This is a genomic window from Pedococcus sp. P2_D9, from assembly GCF_056404275.1.
Genome location: NZ_JBFUEI010000009.1, coordinates 52,080 through 73,136 on the forward strand (window position 1 = coordinate 52,080; position 21,057 = coordinate 73,136).

The 21,057-nt window shown below is 70.9% G+C and carries 19 protein-coding genes; 10 read left to right on the forward strand and 9 right to left on the reverse strand.

Features of this window, described 5'->3' with window-relative positions; genetic code table 11:
• The first annotated feature begins 12 nt into the window (after positions 1-12).
• On the forward strand, positions 13-1,563 hold the full coding sequence (locus AC1DXJ_RS14310) for a S10 family peptidase (protein ID WP_477637307.1): 1,551 nt from the start codon (positions 13-15) through the stop codon (positions 1,561-1,563).
• Between the two features lie 70 nt (positions 1,564-1,633).
• Here AC1DXJ_RS14310 and AC1DXJ_RS14315 read toward each other — a convergent pair whose 3' ends face one another.
• Entirely contained in the window at positions 1,634-3,337 is a 1,704-nt protein-coding gene (locus tag AC1DXJ_RS14315) for a tyrosine-protein kinase domain-containing protein (RefSeq protein WP_477637308.1), read from the reverse strand.
• A gap of 89 nt (positions 3,338-3,426) precedes the next feature.
• Here AC1DXJ_RS14315 and AC1DXJ_RS14320 point away from each other — a divergent pair, with 89 nt between their 5' ends.
• From AC1DXJ_RS14320 to AC1DXJ_RS14330, 3 genes are read left to right on the forward strand one after another with little or no spacing between them, the layout of a single operon-like run.
• Positions 3,427-4,344: a hypothetical protein gene (locus AC1DXJ_RS14320; RefSeq protein WP_477637309.1), complete on the forward strand. Its 918-nt coding sequence runs from the start codon at positions 3,427-3,429 to the stop codon at positions 4,342-4,344.
• Positions 4,341-4,601, forward strand: coding sequence for a hypothetical protein (locus tag AC1DXJ_RS14325; RefSeq protein ID WP_477614861.1), 261 nt, complete (start codon positions 4,341-4,343; stop codon positions 4,599-4,601). The genes AC1DXJ_RS14320 and AC1DXJ_RS14325 overlap by 4 nt, the downstream gene beginning before the upstream one ends.
• Positions 4,594-4,899, forward strand: coding sequence for a PqqD family protein (locus tag AC1DXJ_RS14330; RefSeq protein WP_477614860.1), 306 nt, complete (start codon positions 4,594-4,596; stop codon positions 4,897-4,899). Before AC1DXJ_RS14325 ends, AC1DXJ_RS14330 begins: the two co-directional genes overlap by 8 nt.
• 2 nt (positions 4,900-4,901) lie before the next feature.
• Here AC1DXJ_RS14330 and AC1DXJ_RS14335 read toward each other — a convergent pair whose 3' ends face one another.
• Entirely contained in the window at positions 4,902-5,348 is a 447-nt protein-coding gene (locus AC1DXJ_RS14335) for a hypothetical protein (protein ID WP_477624940.1), read from the reverse strand.
• A gap of 339 nt (positions 5,349-5,687) precedes the next feature.
• On the opposite strand from AC1DXJ_RS14335, the gene aqpZ reads away from it, so the two are divergent.
• The 3 genes from aqpZ (at position 5,688) to AC1DXJ_RS14350 (ending at position 9,296) form a co-directional block, all read left to right on the forward strand.
• Entirely contained in the window at positions 5,688-6,479 is a 792-nt protein-coding gene (gene aqpZ, locus AC1DXJ_RS14340; RefSeq protein WP_477624939.1) for an aquaporin Z, read from the forward strand.
• 149 nt (positions 6,480-6,628) lie between these two features.
• Positions 6,629-8,842 (forward strand): NADP-dependent isocitrate dehydrogenase, encoded by a 2,214-nt coding sequence (locus AC1DXJ_RS14345; RefSeq protein WP_477637310.1) that lies wholly within the window; start codon positions 6,629-6,631, stop codon positions 8,840-8,842.
• Between the two features lie 43 nt (positions 8,843-8,885).
• On the forward strand, positions 8,886-9,296 hold the full coding sequence (locus AC1DXJ_RS14350) for a nitroreductase family deazaflavin-dependent oxidoreductase (protein WP_477637311.1): 411 nt from the start codon (positions 8,886-8,888) through the stop codon (positions 9,294-9,296).
• Positions 9,297-9,345: 49 nt separating this feature from the next.
• On the opposite strand, the gene AC1DXJ_RS14355 is transcribed toward AC1DXJ_RS14350, so the two are convergent.
• The gene (locus tag AC1DXJ_RS14355; protein WP_477633619.1) at positions 9,346-9,750 is read right to left on the reverse strand and encodes a DUF6855 family protein; all 405 of its coding nucleotides are present in this window, start codon (positions 9,748-9,750) and stop codon (positions 9,346-9,348) included.
• Positions 9,747-10,799 carry a GNAT family N-acetyltransferase gene (locus tag AC1DXJ_RS14360; protein ID WP_477637312.1) on the reverse strand — a complete coding sequence of 351 codons (1,053 nt, stop codon included), beginning with the start codon at positions 10,797-10,799 and terminating at the stop codon, positions 9,747-9,749. The genes AC1DXJ_RS14355 and AC1DXJ_RS14360 overlap by 4 nt, the downstream gene beginning before the upstream one ends.
• A gap of 89 nt (positions 10,800-10,888) precedes the next feature.
• Between AC1DXJ_RS14360 and AC1DXJ_RS14365 the strand changes: the two genes are divergently transcribed.
• Entirely contained in the window at positions 10,889-11,881 is a 993-nt protein-coding gene (locus AC1DXJ_RS14365; protein ID WP_477637313.1) for a malate dehydrogenase, read from the forward strand.
• Positions 11,882-12,274: 393 nt separating this feature from the next.
• On the opposite strand, the gene AC1DXJ_RS14370 is transcribed toward AC1DXJ_RS14365, so the two are convergent.
• The 5 genes from AC1DXJ_RS14370 to AC1DXJ_RS14390 form a co-directional block, all read right to left on the reverse strand.
• Positions 12,275-12,544 (reverse strand): DUF3017 domain-containing protein, encoded by a 270-nt coding sequence (locus AC1DXJ_RS14370; RefSeq protein WP_477614852.1) that lies wholly within the window; start codon positions 12,542-12,544, stop codon positions 12,275-12,277.
• Between the two features lie 5 nt (positions 12,545-12,549).
• Positions 12,550-13,422, reverse strand: coding sequence for a bifunctional methylenetetrahydrofolate dehydrogenase/methenyltetrahydrofolate cyclohydrolase (locus AC1DXJ_RS14375; RefSeq protein ID WP_477637314.1), 873 nt, complete (start codon positions 13,420-13,422; stop codon positions 12,550-12,552).
• A gap of 71 nt (positions 13,423-13,493) precedes the next feature.
• Positions 13,494-14,900 carry a YlbE family protein gene (locus tag AC1DXJ_RS14380; protein ID WP_477637315.1) on the reverse strand — a complete coding sequence of 469 codons (1,407 nt, stop codon included), beginning with the start codon at positions 14,898-14,900 and terminating at the stop codon, positions 13,494-13,496.
• Complete coding sequence (locus AC1DXJ_RS14385; RefSeq protein ID WP_477637316.1) at positions 14,897-16,486, reverse strand: FdrA family protein; 1,590 nt, start codon at positions 16,484-16,486, stop codon at positions 14,897-14,899. The genes AC1DXJ_RS14380 and AC1DXJ_RS14385 overlap by 4 nt, the downstream gene beginning before the upstream one ends.
• Positions 16,483-17,445 (reverse strand): oxamate carbamoyltransferase subunit AllH family protein, encoded by a 963-nt coding sequence (locus tag AC1DXJ_RS14390; RefSeq protein ID WP_477637317.1) that lies wholly within the window; start codon positions 17,443-17,445, stop codon positions 16,483-16,485. The genes AC1DXJ_RS14385 and AC1DXJ_RS14390 overlap by 4 nt, the downstream gene beginning before the upstream one ends.
• Before the next feature lie 80 nt (positions 17,446-17,525).
• On the opposite strand from AC1DXJ_RS14390, the gene AC1DXJ_RS14395 reads away from it, so the two are divergent.
• Entirely contained in the window at positions 17,526-19,232 is a 1,707-nt protein-coding gene (locus tag AC1DXJ_RS14395; RefSeq protein WP_477637318.1) for a PucR family transcriptional regulator, read from the forward strand.
• 254 nt (positions 19,233-19,486) lie between these two features.
• Positions 19,487-20,950, forward strand: coding sequence for a uracil-xanthine permease family protein (locus AC1DXJ_RS14400; RefSeq protein ID WP_477624933.1), 1,464 nt, complete (start codon positions 19,487-19,489; stop codon positions 20,948-20,950).
• Positions 20,951-21,057 lie beyond the last annotated feature (107 nt).

A 21,057-nucleotide genomic window follows, 5' to 3' on the forward strand; every position in this document is an offset into this window, starting at 1 on the left:
AGGGTGCGACGCATGCCCGACGAGTCCACCCAGACCTCACCCGCGCCCACGACACCCGCGGAGTCCTCCCCCTTGGCCCGGGGCGAGTCACCGACCGACAAGCCCAACGCCGAGGCACCGCCGGTGCCGCCGACGGACGATCTCGTGACGACGCGGCATACCCTCAAGATCGGGCGCAGGACGCTGCGCTACACGGCGACAGCCGGGCGCATCGTGCTGCGCGAGGAGGTCTTCGAGGACGGAGTCTTCAAGGGGCACAAGGCCAAGGCCGAGCTGAGCGTCACCTCCTACGTCCTCGACGCGCCGCGGGGCACCAAGCGCCCCGTCACCTTCGCGTTCAACGGCGGACCGGGCTCCAGCTCGGTGTGGTTGCACCTCGGCCTGCTCGGCCCGCGCCGGGTCGACTCCGGCGACGTGGGCAACCCGACGCCGCCGCCGTACGGCCTGCTGGACAACACCGAGACGCTGCTCGCGGTGTCGGACCTCGTCTTCATCGACCCCGTGTCGACCGGGTACTCGCGGGCCGTCGAGGGTGGCAAGCCCAAGGACTACCACGGCTTCAAGGCCGACATCGAGAGCGTCGGCGAGCTGATCCGGCTGTGGACGACCCGCCACAACCGCTGGCTGTCACCGAAGTTCATCGCGGGCGAGTCCTACGGCACCATCCGGGCCGCTGCCCTCGCCGAGCACCTGCAGACCCGCCACGGCCTCTACGTCAACGGCATCATGCTGATCAGCTCGGTCCTCGACCTCGCGACGGTCGACTTCGAGTTCCGCAACGACCGTGCCCATGTCGACTACCTCCCGACCTACGCCGCCACCGCCCACCACCACGGCAAGCACGGGCGGAAGTCCCTCAAGACCGTCCTCGCCGAGGCGGAGGAGTATGCCGCGCGCGACTACCCGTGGGCGTTGTCGCGGGGGTCACGCCTCACCGCAGCCGAGCGCGCCGAGCACGTGAGCCGCCTCGCCGCGTTGATCGGCCTGTCCGAGGAGTACGTCGACCGCGCCAACCTGAGGGTCGAGCACGTCCGGTTCTTCACCGAGCTGCTGCGCGACCAGGGGCTGGCGGTGGGCCGGCTGGACTCGCGGTTCACGGGGCGGCTCGTGCACGGCAACGCCGAGAAGTGGGACGCCGACCCGTCCCACGACGCGATCAGCGGTCCCTATGCGGCCGCGTGGAACCACTACGTGCGTGACGAGCTCGGCTACGAGAACGACCTGCCCTACGCGCAGATCTCGGAGCTCGCGTCGACGGAGTGGTCGTTCAAGGAGTTCGAGGGCAAGCCGATCGACGTCAGCTCGCAGCTCGCGAGGGCCATGCGGGGCAACCCCCACCTCAAGGTGCACATCGCCTACGGCTACCACGACGGCGCCACGCCCTACTACGGCGCACAGGACGTCGTGGCGCACCTGGAGATCCCGGAGTCACTGCGCGGCAACATCGAGCACTGTCACTACGAGGCCGGCCACATGATGTACGTCCACGAACCCAGCCGGCTCCAGCAGTCCCGGGACCTCGCCGCGTTCGTGGTCCGGTCCAGCGGGACAGACGTCGGCTGAGCAACCGGTCCACAGCCAGACCATCAGCAGCCCGTCCGTCGGGCGCCACGTCCGTCCGGGGTCACGGCCGTCAGCGGCCTGCCCCTGCGGCGGTCCGGGCGCGCTGCTGCAGGGCCGCCTCGCTCGGCTTGCCGTGCGGCGTGCCACGTGGGGGCTTGCTGGGTCGCGCCGCCTGGGCTGCCTTGACCGCCTCGGCCGCTGCCCGTGCCGCCTCGACCGCCGGATCTGGCGCGGCCGCGTGGGGGGTCTCGAGCGCGTGGACGGTCTGCACTCCCTGGACGCGCTCCACCGGGTCGAGCGCCTCGACCAGCCGCACGGGCCGGCCCTCGGGCTGGCGTGCGGGTTGGAGCTCCTCCCTGCGGTCCGGCGAGGCCTTGCGCAGGCCCTTGTGGGACTTCTCGGTCCCGTAGTAGCCGCCGTAGTAGCCGCTGCCCGCAGCCTTGGGCTCGATCCGGTTGAGCACCACACCCAAGGTGTGGCCCTGCACGGCGTGCAGGCTGGCGAGCGCCGCCCCCAGCTGGGTGTCGAGGGTCTTGCCGGCCGTCACGACGACGAGGGCACCGTCCGCCGCCGCCGTGAGCACGGCGCCGTCGGTGACGGGCAGGAGCGGTGGTGCGTCGATGATGACCATGTGTCCGCTGTCGGCCAGCCAGTCCAGCAGCCGGCGCATCGCCTTGGAGCCGAGCAGCTCGCTCGGGTTGGGCGGGATCCCGCCGGCCGCGAGGACGGTCAGGTTGGGCAGGGCCGCCACGCGCTGAGCCACGTCCGCGAACTCGACCCGACCGATGAGGACGTCGGTGAGCCCGGCTCCCTCGACGAGGCCGAAGGACTCGGCGACGACCGGGCGGCGCAGGTCACCGTCGATGAGCACGACCCGCCGGTCCGACATCGACAGCGCGGCGGCGAGGTTGGCCGCGATCGTCGACTTGCCGTCCCCGGGCAGGGGGCTGGTGACGACGATGACGCGGGGCGGGTTGTCGATGTCCATGAACTGCAGGTTCGTACGCAGCTTGAGGAATGCCTCCGCGGTGTGCACCGGGTCCTTCAGCTTCGGGCGACCGACCACCAGCGGGATGAGCGCACCGCGCTTGCGGACCATGGCGGGGCTCGCCGGGATCGCGGCCGCCACGGTGACGCCGAACTCGCGCTCGATGTCCTCGGCCCGGCGGAGCTTGCGGTCGAGCTGGCTGCGGGCCACGGCATACCCGAAGCCGAGGAGGAGACCACCGACGAAACCGAGGCCCACGTTGCGGGTCGTGTTCGGTGACACGGGCGACGAGGGCAGTGCAGCCGACTCGATCGGGACGATGCGCAGGGCCTGGGTCGAGGAGCCGGAGGGGTTCTCGACCTGGTCCACCTGCTGCTTGAGCGCTCGGACCCAGGCGTCCGCCAGCTGCTGCGCCGAGCGAGGGGTCGAGGCCCGGGCGCTGATCTTGATGAGCACCGTGTCGAGGGGCTGCGACACCGAAACGGCGCCGATGAGGCTGGCGGGGGCGGCGTCGAGGCCGAGGTCGCTGATCACCGTCTGTGCGGTGGCCCGGGACCTCGCCAGGTCGACGTAGGACGCTGCTCGCGACTTGGCCAGGCTGTCCCCGACGGACGCCTCACCGGCGGAGTTGGTGGTGCCGGCGCTGACGAAGCCGCTCGCGTCGGCCTGGTAGACCTTGGGCTGGACCAGGCTGACCCCGGCCGCGACCGCGACACCGAGCAGCACGAAGGCGGCAACGCCGCGCCAGTACGCCCGGAGCACCCTGAGGTAGTCGGTCAGTTCCACTGCTGCTCCTGACGTGCGTTGTCGACGCGCGTGGCTGCAGGGGTGCGGTTGCCCCGTGCAGTGGTGCGGACTGCTCTACTGTGCGGCCTGTGACCGCAGTCGAACTGGAGACCTCCAGCCGCCATGTCGTGGACGCCTTCGGTGTCCACGTCGAGGTGCGGGTGCGCGGCGACCGGGCCGCTGAGGTCGTGGACCGGCTGCCCCGGCTCTGGGAGTTCTGTGCCGCTCCGCCCGGCGCGACCGGCGAGGTCACCGCAGACGTCGTCTTCGACAGCGACCCGGACGCCTGGGCCGCTGCGGATGCCGGAGGCGCGGTCTCCCGCCGCGAGCTCGATGACCTGTTGCAGGCGCTCACCCAGCGGATCACCCTGTGTGCCATCGACGCCCGCGCCGGTGAGTGCCTCATGCTGCACGCTGCCTGCATCGCCGACCCGCTGACGGGCGCTGCCGCAGCCTTCGTGGCGGCGGGCGGCACCGGCAAGACGACCCTGGTCAGCACCCTGGGTCCGGGTCGCTGGTACGTCACCGACGAGACGACCGTGGTGCTCGACGACCGGACGGTCGTGCCCTATCCCAAACCGCTGTCGATCCGCCGCACCCCGGACAGCCTCTTCAAGAACGAGACCGCACCCAGTGAGGTCGGCCTCGTGGCACCCACCCGGCGCGTGCGGCTTGCCGCGCTCTGCCTGCTCGAGCGTGACCCTTCCCACGAGGGCGAGCCCATCGTCGAGACGCTGCCCACCCTCGACGCGCTGGTCGCCCTGGTGCCCCAGACGTCGCACCTGCCCGAGATGGCACGACCACTGCAGCGCCTGGCGGCGCTGTGTGAGTCGCTCGGTGGTGTGCATCGGATCACCTATCGGGAGTCGGCCGACTTGGCCGGGGTGGTGGACGGGCTGCTGGTGGACGGGCTGCTGGTGGACGGGCTGCCTGCGGACGGGCTGCTGGTGGACGGGCTGCTTGCGGACGAACCAGGGGTGGACAGGCCAGTGGGTGGGACGGCGTGAGAGCGCGGTACCTGCCGGCGGCGGACCGGGTGGAACGGGACGGGGAGGCCGTCGTGCTGGTCGGACGGGAGGTGGTGCGCCTGTCGGCCCTGGCCACCACGCTGCTCGACTCGTGCCCCGACTGGACCCCGGCCTCGGACCTCGTCGACGTGCTGCTGGCCACCTTCGGCCCGGCGCCCGAGGGTGTCGATGCCGTCGAGTCCACCGAGGTGGCACTGCGGACACTGGCCGCCAAGGGGTTGGTGGAGCTTGACTGACGCCGTGTGGCGCCGCCAACCCGACGTTGCCGTGGTCCAGTCACCGGGCCGGGTCGTCGTGCTCGACCTGACCACTCCCCAGACCGCCCGACCCTTCGTCATGGAGGGTTCGGCACACGCCATCTGGCAGGCCCTGGACGACCAGCCGACGACCGCCCAGGTCGTCGCCCGCGTCGCGGATGACTTCGGTATCCCTGCTGCCGAAGTCGAACCAGACGTGGTCGCGTTCCTGGCCGAGCTGGAGTCACGAGGACTGGTGTCGCGCGTGCCGCCTGACCGCACCATGACGACCGACTGAGCTCAGGCGGTGACTGTGACGATCTGGACCGAACCGCCACCCGTCCGGTAGCTGATCGTGTAGGTCGCGGTCCCGGCGTTGCCCTCGTAGGTGTACGAGAAGCTCACCGGCACGCTGCTCCCGACCGGCACGATGGTCGTCGTCGGGACACCCACCGTGGTTCCGGTCGTCGCGTCCGACGTCACCGAGAGGATCTCGACGGACCCGGCAGCCGTTCCGGTGTTGGTCAGCGTCATCGTGAAGTTGACCGTCTTCGTGTCGAACTTGTGGGCCGCCACCTTGTCCGCCAGGACCGTGGCAGCCACCACGGGCGCGCCCCCCGACGCAGCCGCCGCGGGCGCGGCTGTCGCCAGGACGATCACCGGCACCGACCATGCAGCCCCGAGCGCAACCGTGCGCCGACTCACCAGCGGCGTGCCGCTGTCCCTGACGATCCCCTGCTGATCCATCGAAACCCCGCTCCCGAGCCCCGCAGACTCGTTTTGATGATGCGCTGAACGTAAAGGACAGGGTTGAGTTTCACCAGCATTTGGTAAAGAAATGAATCTTCAAAGACATTGTTTGTCCGGATATGACCTCATTCATTCGACGTATCCACTGATCGTCACCTAGTCCTTTTGGCTGATGGGCGGATCTCCTCGGCCGGACGGACGCCCGGAGGCGGGCCCGCGGTGTCGGCGGATCCGGGTGTCGCGCGTGTGCAAAACGCGACGGTGCGGCAGAGTGGTCCCGGCAAGGGGCCACGGGGGCCCACCGGTCGCACCATCCGCCGCACCAAGGGGAGCTACATGCGCACACCGGCACTGACCTCGCGCCTCGGCGCAGAGGCACTGGGCACCTTCTGGCTCGTCTTCGGCGGCTGTGGCAGCGCCATCTTCTCGGCGAAGTACCTCGCCCCCAACGTCGTGTCCGGTCAGGGCGTCCAGGTCGGCATCGGGTTCCTGGGCGTTGCCCTCGCCTTCGGTCTCACCGTCCTCACGATGGCGTATGCCGTGGGGCACGTGTCGGGGGCGCACTTCAACCCCGCTGTGACGGTCGGCATCGCCGTCGCCAGGCGCTTCCCGTGGCGGGACGTTCCGGCCTACGTCGGCTCGCAGGTCGTCGGGGGACTCGTGGCCGGCCTGGCCCTGTGGGGTATCGCGCGCGGAGTCTCCGGGTTCGACGCCACGGGCAACCTCGCCGCCAACGGCTACGGCGACCACTCCCCCGGCGGGTACACCCTCGTCGCCGTGCTGTGCGCCGAGGCGATCCTGACCGCCTTCTTCCTCTACGTCATCCTCGGCGCCACCGACGACCGTGCGCCGACCGGCTTCGCCCCCATCGCCATCGGGCTCGCGCTCACCCTCATCCACCTGATCTCGATCCCGATCAGCAACACCTCGGTCAACCCTGCACGGTCCACCGCCGTCGCCTTCTTCAACGGCAACGGCGCCCCGGGCCAGCTGTGGGCCTTCTGGCTGGCGCCCGTCGTCGGTGCGGCGATCGCAGGAGCCACCTACCACCTGGTGACCGGCGTCGACCGCCGCGACGAGGACATCACCGGGGTCGTCGACCCGGACGACCTGAAGCCCACCACCTGACGGGTCCACCACCTGGCCGGTTGCGCGAGTATCTTGATATCAAGATACTGTGGGCGAGGTCGAGGGACGACAGTTCGAAGGGCCGATAGCCTGAAGGTCGTCTCCGCACCGCTTCGACATCCAGACCACCTCAGGAGAGAGTCGCCTCCATGGCCAAGATCATCTACACCCTGACCGACGAGGCGCCGATGCTGGCGACCTACTCCTTCCTCCCGGTGATCGAGGCGTTCGCAGGGACCGCCGGGGTCGACGTGGAGACGCGCGACATCTCACTGTCGGGACGCATCATCGCGGCGTTCGACGACCTGCTCCCCGAGGACCAGCGGATCGGCGACGCCCTGGCCGAGCTGGGCGAGCTGGCCACGACGCCAGAGGCGAACATCATCAAGCTGCCCAACATCTCGGCCTCGGTGCCGCAGCTCAAGGCTGCCGTCGCCGAGCTTCAGGCCAAGGGCTACGCCCTTCCGGACTACCCCGACGAACCGACCACCGACGAGCAGCGCGACGCGCGTGCCCGCTACGACAGCGTCAAGGGCAGTGCGGTGAACCCCGTTCTGCGCGAAGGGAACTCCGACCGTCGGGCTCCTTCCGCGGTGAAGAACTACGCTCGCAAGCATCCCCACTCGATGGGTGCGTGGAGCCCCGACTCGGCGACGAACGTCGCGACGATGGGCGTCGACGACTTCCGCTCCAACGAGCAGTCCGTGGTCCTCCCGACGGACGACACCCYCACCATCCAGCTCGTCACGGACAACGGCACGACGGTCCTCAAGGGGGGGCTCACGGTTCTCGAGGGCGAGGTCGTCGACTCCACCGTCATGCGCGTCGCCGCCCTCGACTCCTTCCTCACCGAGCAGATCGCCCGCGCCAAGGCCGACGACGTTCTCTTCTCGGTGCACCTGAAGGCCACGATGATGAAGGTCTCCGACCCCATCATCTTCGGCCACGTGGTGCGGGCGTTCCTGCCCGACGTCTTTGCGACCTACGGAGCGGACCTCGCTGCGGCCGGGCTGTCAGCCAACAACGGCCTCGGCTCGATCATCGACGGCCTGGGCGCCCTGGGCGACAAGGGCGCCGAGATCAAGGCCGCGATCGACAAGGGCCTCGCCGACGGCCCACGACTGGCGATGGTCAACTCCGACAAGGGGATCACCAACCTGCACGTGCCCAGCGACGTCATCGTGGACGCGTCCATGCCGGCCATGATCCGCACGTCCGGCCACATGTGGGGCCCGGACGGCGCCGAGGCCGACACCCTCGCTGTCATCCCCGACAGCTCGTACGCGGGCGTCTACCAGGCCGTCATCGACGACTGCCGCGCGCACGGCGCCTACGACCCGACCACGATGGGCTCGGTGCCCAACGTCGGCCTGATGGCCCAGAAGGCCGAGGAGTACGGCAGCCACGACAAGACCTTCGAGATCGCCGAGGCCGGCACGGTCCAGGTCGTCAACGCCGCCGGCGACGTGCTGATGGAGCACGAGGTGGCACCGGGCGACATCTGGCGCGCCTGCCAGACCAAGGACGCCCCCATCCGGGACTGGGTCAAGCTCGCCGTCACCCGCGCCCGCGCCTCCAGGACGCCCGCCGTCTTCTGGCTCGACGAGACCCGCGCCCACGACCGCAACCTGATCGAGAAGGTCACCACCTACCTCGCCGACCACGACACCGACGGCCTGGACCTCCAGATCCTGAACCCGGTCGACGCCGCCACGCTGTCGGTCGAGCGGATCCGCAAGGGCGAGGACACCATCTCGGTCACCGGCAACGTGCTCCGCGACTACAACACCGACCTGTTCCCGATCCTCGAGCTCGGCACCAGCGCCAAGATGCTGTCGGTCGTGCCGCTGATGAACGGCGGTGGCCTCTTCGAGACCGGTGCAGGGGGCTCGGCCCCCAAGCACGTCCAGCAGCTGGTCCAGGAGAACTACCTGCGCTGGGACAGCCTGGGCGAGTTCCTGGCCCTCGCGGAGAGCCTGCGGCACATGGCGACGAGCACCGACAACGCTCGCGCCGAGGTGCTCGGCGAGGCCCTGGACCGGGCGACCGAGCGGCTGCTCAACGAGAACAAGGGCCCGGCCCGCAAGGTCGGTCAGATCGACAACCGTGGCAGCCACTTCTACCTCGCACTCTTCTGGGCCCACGAGCTGGCCACCCAGACCCAGGACGCAGAGCTCGCCGCGTCGTTCGCGGAGGTGGCGCAGGCCCTTGCCGCCAACGAGGCGACGATCAACGACGAGCTCCTAGGTGTGCAGGGACACCCCGCCGACATCGGGGGCTACTACCGGCCCGACGAGGCGAGGACCGTGGCAGTGATGCGCCCGTCGGCCACCTTCAACGAGGCCCTCGCCTCCCTGGCGTGACTCCGCGCGGAATCGGATGCCGCGCCGAGGGGTTGCACCGGACATGAGCGACTGGTACGAAGGCGTGATCGCGGAGTTCCGCGCCAACGAAGGGAAGGTCGGTGGGTACTTCCAGGGCGCGCCGATGATCCTGCTGCACCACATCGGTGCCAGGAGCGGCACGGTGCGGGTGACGCCGCTGGTCTACTTCCCGCAGGACGACGGCTCGATGCTCGTCGTGGCGTCCAAGGGCGGCGCGCCGACCAACCCGGACTGGTACCACAACGTCCTCGCCAACCCGCGGTTCGAGGTGGAGGTCGGCACCCGGACGTTCAGCGTCGACGCGGAGGAGCTCAGCCCGGCCGATCGCGCCGAGCAGTGGCGACGAATCGTGGCTGAACGACCCGGCTTCGGCAACTACGAGACCAAGACGAGCCGGGTCATCCCGGTGCTGCGCCTGCGCCCGGTCGCCTGACCCGCTCGCAGCCGGCGACCGGGCGACGACCGACGAAGGGTGCGCTGCCTCAGATGGCCCGCATCCGGTTGTTGCGCGGGTTGTGCTCGACCTCGGCGAGCCCGAGCTCCTCGAGCAGGGGCGGCAGGTACATGCCGACCCGGCCGCGGTAACCCTTGCGCAGGCCGTACCACCCGCCGACCGGGTTGGACTCCGAGCGGCCCCACTCCTCGACGGTGCCGTCCTTGGCAGGCTTCTGCTCGTCGGCGCTGCCCAGCGGCACCCAGTCACCCTGCTCGCGCAGCCAGGCATGGAGATCCTCGACCACCCGCGCGTCGTAGAGCAGCTTGGTCGAGCCCACCTGGCAGACCAGCTGGGCCGGGTCCGCGTCGTCGTCGCGGTACATCGCGTAGTCACCCGTCCCGGGGGGCGTCTTCAGTGCCCAGGGGTCGTCCTTCGTGCCGCTTCCGCTCATCGCTGCTCCTCGGTGGTGGTGGCCTCGTCGCCCCTCAGCGTCATCTTGAACCCTTCGTGCGACGCGGTGAACCCCAACCGCTCGTAGAACCGGTGGGCGTCGGCGCGCCTCTTGTCGGTCGTGAGCTGGACGAGGGCGCAGCCGCGGCGGGCTGCCTCGGCCACCGCCCACCGGATCATCTGCTCCCCCAGCCGCTGGCCGCGGTGGCTGTCCGCGACCCGCACGGCTTCGACCTGCCCCCGCAGCGCGCCACCGCGCGACAGCCCGGGGATGAAGCTCACCTGCATCGTGCCCACCACGACGCCTCCGTCGTCCAGGACCACGAGCAGCTGCGCCGGGTCCGCGTCGATCACCGCAAACGCCCGCAGGTATGCCGCGAGGTCGCCGGGGTCCTCCCGGCCCGCGGCGAGCTGGTCGTCGGCGATCAGGGCGACGACCGCGCCCACGTCCGCGACGGTGGCCCGTCGCAGCACGACCTGGCGGCCGGCTGCCGCAAAGGTTGCGAGAGCCGGCGTTCCAGCGTCGTGGAGCGGACCACCGTCAGCGGGCGCGGCGGCATACCGGCCGGTGGGAGCATCCGAACCCTCGAACCAGGCGTGACCGCGGAACGCGAGGGCGCGCTCGAGGCGCACCCGCGAGCGCTCCATCATCTCGGGGAGGTCGTCCGGCGCGAACCAGCCGACGTCGAGCGACTCGTCGTCGTTGACCCGGGCCTGCCCGGACACGTACGTCGCGGTGAAGCAGAGGTCGAGGTACTGGGCGCGATCGCCGTTCGGGTACTCCTGCGGAGGCAGGGTCCAGACGCCGGTCAGGTCGTCGATGGTGGCCACCACCCCGGTCTCCTCCTCGATCTCGCGACGCAACCCCTCGGCGGGCTGCTCCCCCGGTTCGAGGATGCCGCTGACGAGGGCCCACTGGCCGTTGTCGACGCGGCGCGCGAGCAGGACCTCCCCCTGCGAGTTGCGCACCACCGCACTGACGCCCGTCAGGAAGAGAGGGTGCGTGCCGACCCGCTCACGCAGCGCCAGGATGAAGTCAGGAGTCGGCATGAGACGACCCTAACCACCCGGCTGCGTGCTGCGCGGCGCCTGCTAGCGTCGACGACAGTCACCCCACCAGAGACGCGAAGGGTCCCACCGTGAGCACTGCCCCCGTCAAGGTCGCCGTCACCGGCGCCGCCGGCCAGATCGGCTACAGCCTCCTCTTCCGGATCGCGAGCGGTTCGCTCTTCGGCCCGGACACCCCCGTCGAGCTGCGCCTGCTCGAGATCACCCCGGCGCTCAAGGCGCTCGAGGGTGTCGTCATGGAGCTCGACGACTGCGCCTTCCCGACGCTGGCCAAGGTCGAGATCGGCGACAACGCCGAGAAGGTCTTCGACGGCGTCAACCACGCCCTGCTGGTGGGAGCTCGTCCCCGCGGTCCGGGCATGGAGCGCGGCGACCTGCTCGAGGCGAACGGCGGCATCTTCGCCCCCCAGGGCAAGGCGCTGAACTCCGTTGCGGCAGATGACATCCGCGTGACGGTGACTGGCAACCCGGCCAACACGAACGCCCTCATCGCCATGAGCAACGCGCCCGACATCCCGCAGGAGCGGTTCTCGGCGCTGACCCGCCTGGACCACAACCGCGCGATCAGCCAGCTGGCTGCCAAGACCGGTGCCGTGGTCACCGACATCACCCACATGACGATCTGGGGCAACCACTCGGCCACGCAGTACCCCGACCTGTTCCACGCGGAGGTGGGGGGGCGCAACGCCGCCGAGCTCATCAACGACGAGGCGTGGCTGGCCGACACGTACATCCCCACGGTCGCCAAGCGCGGCGCTGCGATCATCGACGCCCGGGGCGCCTCCTCCGCCGCCTCGGCCGCGTCGGCGACGGTCGACCACGCCCGCGACTGGGCCCTCGGCACGGCAGAGGGCGACTGGGTCTCGATGTCGGTGCGCTCCGACGGCTCCTACGGCGTCCCCGAGGGCCTCATCTCCTCCTTMCCTGTCACCACGAGCAACGGCGACTGGCAGATCGTGCAGGGCCTGGAGATCAACGACTTCTCCCGCGCCCGGATCGACGCCTCCGTCAAGGAGCTCGAGGAGGAGCGCGAGGCGGTTCGCGGTCTGGGCCTGCTCGGCTGAGCCGGTCACGCGCATACCTCGAAGCGGCCGTCCCCTGCTGGGGGCGGCCGCTTTCACGTCGCTGCTGACCGCACTGGGTGCCGGGAGATCGTCACCGGGGCCCGATCCCCGCCCCTGATGACCACCAGGTGGCAACAAGTCCCGCGCGCCCCGCACTTGGTGCCGGGAGATCGTCACGCAGGCCAGATCCCGGCCCCTGATGACCACCAGGTGGCAACAAGTCCCGCGCGCCCCGCACTTGGTGCCGGGAGATCGTCACCGGGCCCCGATCCCCGCCCCTGATGACCACCGGGTGGCAACAAGTCCCGCGCGCCCCGCACTTGGTGCCGGGAGATCGTCACGCAGGCCAGATCCCGGCCCCTGATGACCACCAGGTGGCAACAAGTCCCGCAGTCAGCCGCGGGGACGCAGGTCGAGCACCGACGTGATGAACGCCAACGCCACCCCGAGGACCGCCATGGTTGCCACGTCGACGCCTCGCGATCGGACGGCAAGGCCACCGCTGCGCGCGGTGGGGAGCACCAGCCGCAGCAGCGCGGCCAAGCCGAGGCCGCCCGCGATCACGTAGCCGGCCGGGCGAACCTCGTCGAGAAGGAACAGGACCACGCCGAGCAGGAGCACCGGGGCGGCGACCCACCACCAGCCCAGGCGCGGCGCGGTCATCCGGGTCAGGCCGAGGTCTCGACGAGCTGACGCTCGGCGGCTGCCACGATGTTGGACAGCAACATGGCGCGGGTCATCGGACCCACGCCTCCGGGGTTCGGGCTGACCCAGCCGGCCACCTCGGCCACGTCGTCAGCGACATCTCCGGCGACCTTGGACTTGCCGTCCTCGGCGATGATCCGGCTGACGCCGACGTCGAGCACCGCGGCTCCGGGCTTGACCATGTCGGCCGTGATGAGCCCGGGCTGGCCGGCTGCGGCGACGACGATGTCGGCCTGGCGCACCTCGGAGGCGAGGTCGCGGGTGCCGGTGTGGCACAGGACGACCGTGGCGTTCTCGCTGCGTCGGGTGAGCATCAGCCCGAGCGGGCGACCCACGGTGATCCCGCGACCGACCAGGGCCACCCGTGCGCCGGCAATCGGCACGTCGAACCTGCGCAGCAGCTCGATGCAGCCGGCGGGGGTGCAGGGCAGCGGCGCCGGCTTGCCCAGGACGAGCCAGCCCAGGTTGGTGGGGTGCAGCCCGTCGACGTCCTTGGTCGGGTCGACCCGGGACAGCAGGGCGAACTCGTCGAGCCCGGTCGGCTGCTGCACGAGGAACCCCGTGCACTCCGGGTCGGCGTTGAGCTCGTCGATGACGGCCTCGACCTCGGCCTGCGTGGCGGTCGAGGGCAGGTCGCGACGAATGCTGGTGAGCCCGATCTCGGCGCAGTCCTGGTGCTTGGCGTTGACGTACCACCGGCTGCCTGGGTCATCGCCCACGAGCACGGTGCCGAGCCCTGGCACGACGCCGTGCTCGCGCAGCACGTCGACCCGTCCGCGGAGCTCGTCCTTGATGGTCGCCAGGACCGCTTTGCCGTCGAGGATACGTGCCGTCACGAGCCCGTATCCTGCCACGCCGCCGCCTCACCTCCGTCGGCGACCACGAATCGCCGACGCATCACCGGGCCTCAGGACTGCGCCTTGGCCGCAAGGGCGGCGATCGCCTGGGTGAAGCACTCGGCCGGTGGCGTCACCAGCCCGGCGCCCACCTGGCCGGTCCCCGCCACGCGACCGGCCATGCCGGTGTTGATCTGGGGCAGGATCCCGGTCCGCGCCACAGCGGCGACGTCGATCCCGGTCGGCGTCCCGCGGAACTCCAGGATGGGCACCTGGTATGCCGTGTGCTCGCCGACGGTGATCTCGTACATCGTGCGCGTGGCCCGCAGGGCGAGCGGCACGTCGCCGCCGACGAAACGCACGATGGCCGGGGCGGCCGCCATCGCGAAACCGCCGATGCCCGCGGTCTCGGTGATCGCCGAGTCGCCGATGTCTGGGTTGGCGTCGTCCGGTCCGTAGGAGCCCAGGAACAGGCCCTCTGGGGTGTTGGCCGGGCCCGTGAACCACTGAGCCCCGGTGCCGGCGGTCCGGATGCCGAAGTCGGTCCCGTTGCGGGCCATGGTGGTGACGACCGTGGAGCCCGGAATCCCTTCCGCCGCCAGCGTCGAGAGCTTGCAGGCCGGCATACCCAGGTTGAGGAAGAAGTGCTCGTTGGCACCCGAGAAGCGCACCGCCTCGGCGATGTCGGTCGGCGACCCGTCGGCGACGATGAGCGAGGGGAGCAGCTCGCGCAGCAGCATCAGCGAGCCGGCGCGGTTGCGGTTGTGGCCCTCGTCGCCCATCTGGAGCATCTGGGCGATGATCGACTTGACGTCGATCGGTCCGGCGGCGCGGATCGCCTGCTGCAGCAACGGCCCCAGGACGGAGTTCATCCAGTGCAGCCGTCCGATGACCTCGGGGCCGAAGGCGCCGTAGCGCAACACCTTGCCCAGTCCCTCGTTGAGCGAGCACCAGGACGTGTGGTCGTGAACTTCGTCGCGCAGCTCGTAGACCCACATCGAGGGTGAGATCACGCCGGCCATGGGACCCACGGCGTCGCGGTGGTGACACGGCTCGAGCTGGACGTCACCGCGGGCCAGGGCGGCCTCCGCCGCCTCGGCCGTGTCGGCCATCCCCTCGAAGAGCATCGCGCCGATGAGGGCGCCCTTGAGCGGGCCGGACGCGCGGTCCCACTCGATCGGAGGACCCGCGTGCAGGAACGTCCCGCGCTCGAGCCCCAGCGCCTCCTGGGCCGGACGCACGTCGACGAAGTCCGCCCCGGCGGCGGTCATCCGCTGCAGCGCAAGGGCGTTCGCATCGGTGCGGCGCGCGTCCCCGAGGACGATGCCGAGGTGGGGTGCCGTCCCGTCGAGCGGCGGCTGCCAGTCCGTCTCGGTCACGACGACCGCCTGGTCGCGCAGCGCGTCGGCGAACATCGAGGCGCCGGCCGTGGCGAGCACCGGGTCCGCGCCGAGCAGCCCGTGCAGAGTCGCGGTCATCGGGATCCTCCGGTGGGGTCGGCGTCGGACAGGAGCGACAGGGCCGTCCTGGTGGCTTCGGCGTTGGACAGGTGGACCGATGCGCCGGCCTCGGAGAGTGTCGCAGCCGTGGCGCCGACGTCCTGGGGGTCGCCGCGGGTGCCGGTGAGCGAGACCACCACCGGCAGCTCGCGCCCGCCGGCCCGCGCCGCCTCACGAGCACGACGAATCGCTCCGGCGAGCTCGGGCCCCGGGGCGGGATGGGCACCATGACCCAGGACCAGGTCGAGCAGGAGCACTCCACAGTGGGGGTCCTCACCCTCCGCCGCGATCCGTTCCAGCCGCAAGGTCGGGTCGATCATCGGGTGCGCCCTGCCGCGGGTCAGCCCGTCGTCGCCGAAGTCGATCACGACGTGGTCGTCGGCCCGCAGGTCCGCGTCGAGCGCCAGCTCAGGGGCGAGCGGGATGTTTGACCGTATGCCGCCGAGCGCACCGCTCGCGACCAGCATCGCCTCGTCCGCCAAGGTGCCTCCACAGAACAAACCGCGCAGGTACCTGCCACGGGGCGCTTCCCCCGCCTGCGCCCCCGCCCCATCGGTCTTCGCGGGATCCGACGTGCCGGGACCCGTCGGGTCCGGCAAGGACTCGGGGTCGAGGAGGGGCTGCCACGAGGGCCAGGTCGGAACGTCCCGCCCGGACTCACGGAGGAAGGCCTCGACGGCCGCCGTCAGGTCAGGGCGACCTGCCCCGAGCGTCGCCCAGTGGACCGGCTTGCCCAGCCCCGCGGCATACCCCTCGAGGTCGGCGAGCACCTCGGCGGCCGGCGGCTTGGAGACGACGATGATCGACTCGGTTGCTGCGTCCGCGGCGAGCGCCGCGAGCGCCTGCCTCGTGGAACGCCCACCCACGGCAGCCGAGAGGTCGCGCCCCCCGACCCCGAGGCAGTGGCTCACCCCCACACCGGCGGCATCGAGCAACGCCATCACCTGCTGCGCGCCCGTGCCCGAGGCCGCCACGATGCCAATCGGTCCCCGCTCGACGACGTTGGCGAAGCCGAGCGCGACCCCGCCGACCACGGCAGTCCCGCAGTCCGGACCCATCACCAGCACGTCGCGGGCGGCCGCGGCGTCCTTGAGCCGCACCTCGTCCTCGACCGGCACGTTGTCGGAGAAGAGCATCACCGAGACGCCCCGGTCGATGGCGTCGAAGGCTTCGACGGTGGCGTACTGCCCCGGGACGGAGACCAGGGCGAGGTTGGCCCCTCCGACGGCGACGGCCCGTCCGAGCGTGCGCGGCGCGGGCACTTCGCCGAACCCACCGGCCCTGGAACCAGCCGACTTGAGGGCGGCCAGCGCGGTCTCGAGGGCGGCCAACCCGTTGGCGACGCCGTCCTCCCCGTCGGCTCGGATCGCGACGACGAGGTCGTTGGGCTGGGCGCTGTCCGGCACCGAGAACCCCATGCCGCCGATCACCTCGAGGTTGAGCTCGGTGGCCATGGCGACCTGGGCTGCGGCCACGCCCGGCGCCCCGGCGACCTGCCGGGAGACCTGCATCAGGCTGACTGAGTCGTAGTAGGCCCCGCCGCGCAGTTCGAGGTGGTCGGTCACTGAAGGCTCCTGTGGGTCATGGCCGGTCCTGGGGGCTGGGCGAGCGGACCGGTGTGGTCCACCCTGTCGAGGGGGAAGAGGGCCCCGAGGGCGTGGAGGGCGTCGAGGGCGTCGAGGGCGTCGAGGCAGCCCGCGAGCCCGCCCAGCAGGTCGGCCCCCGACGAGTGGCCGATGGCGAGCACGGCCCGGACGGCCAGGTCGACCTCGCCGGACGCGGCCGGGTCGGTGGGGTCGAAGCCCGCGAGAGCCTCGGTGAGGCGCACGACTGGCACCACGGCATACCCCTCGGCCGCCTCGGTGAGCAGCGCGGCCGAAAGGCTCGTGGTGGAGCTGAGCCTCGGGAGCACCGCGTGCCACAACCGGTCCACCAGCGAGTCCGAGCCGCGCGGGTGCAGGCGCAGGCCGAGAAGCACGCCGCACAGGACGTCGTCGCCGCTGGGGGTCAGGCCGGGGCCCGTGCCCACGAGCGCGTGCACCCGATCCGGGAGGGCGTCCCGGTCACCCTTCGCCAGGGTCTCGGTCAGGCTTCGCGCAGGGGTGCGCCAGCCCAGGCGAAGGGACGAGAGGCGGGCGCCGACGCGACCCTGGTGGACCGCCGCGCTGTGGACCGGGTGCGGCCTCCACCTGCGGACGGCCCGGATCGTGACGTAGGGCAGAAGCACGTCTCCGCCGCCCACGACGACGTGGTCGCCCGGCTGGACACCCCACCCGACGGTGGGCAACGGCGTGGCCACGGCCAGGGCCGTCGGCAGACGCAGGCCGCCGGGCGTGACGATGGGCAGGACTCGCGCGTGACTGCCCACCTGGAGGTACAGCGCCGTGGGGAAGGTGCCGAGGACCGTCGCCCTGCGAGCCGGCCCGTGCACCAGCGCGACCGCGCGCTCGGACACCGCGGCAGGCCACAACGGCTCGGGTCCAGTCGCGAGCTCTGACGCGAGCCCAGTCACGGACGCTGTCACGAACGACCTCCGGCGCGGACGGGTTCCTCGTTTCCTCGGACTGACGCAGCGACGCTATCGACTGCCGTTACAGTCGCCTCATGGTGAATGTTGCCAAGGATGGCAGCCTGGTTGACGCGGAGTTGCCAGCGGCCCCCCCGACCCAGGCGCCCAGCCACGACCTCGTCGGCGGGGTGAGCCTCGAGGCCGTGTTGGCCCTGCCGTCGCTTGCCGGCGCCGAGCTGCTCCAGGACCCCGAGCAGCCGCCACGCGGCGTGATGCGGGCCTCGCTGCTCGGCGCCGCGCCGGACCCGCGCCAGCACCTCGTCTGCGCGGACGCCGACACCGTCGCGGCGTGGGAGGCGGCCGGGCGCGACCCGTTCGAACAGTCCTCGGTGGACGGCGCCACGGCCATCGCCATCGCCGGCGGTACCACCGTCCAGCTCCGCGACTGGCGCACCCGAGCTGCCGCAACGGGCCTCCCCCTGGTGCTGGCCTCCGCCACGGCCGCGCCCGAGCGGATGGTCACCGACGTCCTCGGCGCAGTGCTGGACCAGCAGTCGGGCATCCTCCAACGGGTCGAGGAGGCCCACCAGATCCTGGTCGGGGTCGTGCTGGCCGGTGGCGGGCTGGAGGACCTCTGCCAGCGCCTGGCCGGCTTCCTCGGAGGCGCCGCGATGGTGACCACGAGCGACGGTCGCGTGCTGGCCAGGGCAGGCTCGGAGGACGACCTCGCGGCGGCCCTGGCCCTCGACTGCTTCGACCGCACCGGGCGGTTGATCACCGAGCACGAACCGGTCGGCATCCGCCCCGCGCACGGCGCCAACGCCCGTCGCGCCATGGTGCGGATCGCGGCGGGCAACCTCAACCACGGGCTGCTGGCCGCGTTCGTGGGTGACCGCCCCCTCACCGCCGACGACGTCCACCTGCTGGAGCGCGCGGCGACAGTGGCGGCCCTGGCCATCACCAAGGAGCAGGCCGTCTCTGCGGTCGAGAGCAAGTACCGCGCCGAGTTCCTGCGCGACGCCCTGTCGGGACGGGCCGGCTCCCCCACCGAAGCAGTTGCCCACGCGGCCTCGCTGGGCTGGGACATCGACCGCAGGCTCGTGGTGGTCGTGGCCGAGACCGACGAGGACGACGCGCACTCGACGCGCCCCCCGGAGGAGGTCGGGGTCCTGCAGGAACGCTTCTCGCGGGCGTGGAGCCAGGCGATGGCGGTGCGCGATCCACGAGCCCCCGTCATGGGGTTCAGCCAGGAGGTCGTCGCCTTGTGCGGCGTCTCCCCGAGCGCGGACACCGACTCCATCATGCGCACGGTCTCCGAGGTCGTCCGGGTGATCAGCGGCATCGGCGGCGGCGGCCGGCGCACCTTCTCCACGGGCGTCTCGCGGCCGATCGACTCGGTCGCGGACCTGCCCCAGGCCTACGAGGAGGCGCTCAGCGCGGTGAGTGTCGGGCGCCAGCTCCACGGCGACTCGGCGGTCACCCACTTCGACGGCCTCGGAGTCTTCCGCCTCCTCGCGCTGATCCCCGACAGCGCCGACCTGCGCCGGTTCGTGGACGAGTCGCTGGGCGGCCTGGCGGCCGACGACTCCCCCGAGAACGTCGACCTGCGCCGCACGCTCTCGATCCTGATCGACACCAACATGAACGTCGCCGAGACGGCCCGCCAGCTGTTCTTCCACTACAACACGCTGCGCTACCGGATCGTGAAGCTCGAGAAGATGCTCGGCCCCTTCACCACCGACCCCCAGCTGCGGCTCAAGCTGGCCCTGGCCCTCAAGGTGCACCAGATGCGCGGCATCTGACCCCGCAGGTATGCCGCCCGGGCATGAAGGTGCCGCGCCCTCTGGCGGGAGGGACGCGGCACAGCCCATTCGACTCCTGCCGAGCCCGCAAAGCGAGCGCGCCACTCCGCATACTCTGCCGAAAGCCGCTCCGGCCCCGATAGCAACAATTGCCCAATGCAGCGGGCGGTCTGGCCGCTAGTTTTCGCCTATCCCGAACGGGACTGTGGGCCACGTCACCAAGGGGTGGCCCCGCTGGTGGATAAGGAGTCCGCATGTCATTGGGCCTGGGTTGGAAACTGCACGGAGACGGTCGCACCATGGGCCCCGACGACGTCGTCGCTCCCGATGAGCGACTGTCGTGGGGCAAGACGGTCGGGCTCGGCGCCCAGCACGTCGTGGCCATGTTCGGAGCGACGTTCGTCTTTCCCCTGATCATGGGGCTCAACGCCCAGCTCGCGATCATGATGAGCGGGGTCGCGACGATCTGCTTCCTCCTGATCGTCAAGGGCAAGGTCCCCAGCTACCTCGGGACGTCGGCCTCGTTCGTCGGCGCCGTCGTCGCCATCCGGGCACAGGCGGGGGCCACCTCCGCCACCGTCACGGGTGCGATCCTCGTCGCGGGTGTCGTGCTGGCGCTCGTGGGCGTGCTCATCCACTTCCTCGGATCGAGCGTGCTGCACAAGGTGCTCCCGCCTGTCGTGACCGGTGCCGTGGTCATGCTCATCGGCTTCAACCTCGCCCCCGTGGTCGCCAACATCTACTGGCCACAGGACCAGTGGGTTGCGCTGTTGGTGATGACCTTCACCATCATCTGTGCGGTCGCCTTCAAGGGCTTCATCGGCCGGATCGCGATCTTCCTCGCGCTCATCTTCGGCTACGTCGTGTCGTGGCTGTTCGACAAGGGCTTTGGCCAGATCACGGCCTTCGACCCCGGCGCCGGCAAGATCACCACGCACTTCCGCACCAACTTCCAGGGCATCAAGGACGCCGCGTTGTTCGGGTTCCCCCCGCACACCGAGGTCGTTGCCGGCAAGGAGGTCGTGGGCTGGCACGCACCCTCGTTCTCGATGGCCGCCATCCTGTTGGTCGTTCCCGCCGTCATCGCCCTGATCGCGGAGAACACCGGCCACGTCAAGGCCGTCGCCGAGATGACGAAGACCGACCTCGACCCCTACATGGGCCGAGCCATCGCCGCTGACGGCTTCGGCACGGTGGTGGCCTCCGCGGTGGGTGGCTCGCCGACGACGACCTACGCGGAGAACATCGGGGTCATGGCGGCGACGCGCGTCTACTCGACGGCCGCCTACTACGTCGCCGCGCTCGTCGCGATCCTGTTCGGGTTCTCCCCGAAGTTCGGTGCCCTCGTGGCGTCGACCCCCGGTGGCGTCCTGGGCGGCATCACGGTCGTGCTCTACGGCATGATCGGCCTGCTCGGCGCCAAGATCTGGAAGGAGAACGGCGTCGACTTCGGCAACCCGATCAACCTGGTGCCCGTCGCCGCGGGCATCGTCATCGGCATCGGCAACGTCACGCTCAAGTTCACCGACAGCTTCTCCCTCACCGGGATCGCGCTCGGCACGATCGTGGCCGTCGTGGCCTACCACGTCGCCAAAGCGTTGGCACCCGCCGAGCTGCGTGCTCGGGCCGAGGGCACGGTGCTGACCGTCGGCGGCAAGGACACCTATGGCGACAGCGACGGGATCGACGACCTGTACCAGGGCGACACCCGACGCTGACCCCCCTGGTGTGGGCCCTCGATCCAGCATCGGGGGCCCACACCCTTTCCCCCGCCCACCGCTCCAGTGCGGAACTAGCCCCCACCGACTCGAGAAGGCAGGATCAG

Excerpts from the sequence above, each read along its gene's own strand:
- AC1DXJ_RS14335 (WP_477624940.1), bottom strand. The coding sequence starts at position 5,348 with ATGGATCAGCAGGGGATCGTCAGGGACAGCGGCACGCCGCTGGTGAGT.
- AC1DXJ_RS14400 (WP_477624933.1), top strand. The coding sequence starts at position 19,487 with ATGTCATTGGGCCTGGGTTGGAAACTGCACGGAGACGGTCGCACCATG.
- AC1DXJ_RS14370 (WP_477614852.1), bottom strand. The coding sequence starts at position 12,544 with ATGACCGCGCCGCGCCTGGGCTGGTGGTGGGTCGCCGCCCCGGTGCTC.
- AC1DXJ_RS14350 (WP_477637311.1), top strand. The coding sequence starts at position 8,886 with ATGAGCGACTGGTACGAAGGCGTGATCGCGGAGTTCCGCGCCAACGAA.
- AC1DXJ_RS14355 (WP_477633619.1), bottom strand. The coding sequence starts at position 9,750 with ATGAGCGGAAGCGGCACGAAGGACGACCCCTGGGCACTGAAGACGCCC.
- AC1DXJ_RS14360 (WP_477637312.1), bottom strand. The coding sequence starts at position 10,799 with ATGCCGACTCCTGACTTCATCCTGGCGCTGCGTGAGCGGGTCGGCACG.
- AC1DXJ_RS14380 (WP_477637315.1), bottom strand. The coding sequence starts at position 14,900 with ATGACCGCGACTCTGCACGGGCTGCTCGGCGCGGACCCGGTGCTCGCC.
- AC1DXJ_RS14310 (WP_477637307.1), top strand. The coding sequence starts at position 13 with ATGCCCGACGAGTCCACCCAGACCTCACCCGCGCCCACGACACCCGCG.
- AC1DXJ_RS14395 (WP_477637318.1), top strand. The coding sequence starts at position 17,526 with ATGGTGAATGTTGCCAAGGATGGCAGCCTGGTTGACGCGGAGTTGCCA.
- aqpZ (WP_477624939.1), top strand. The coding sequence starts at position 5,688 with ATGCGCACACCGGCACTGACCTCGCGCCTCGGCGCAGAGGCACTGGGC.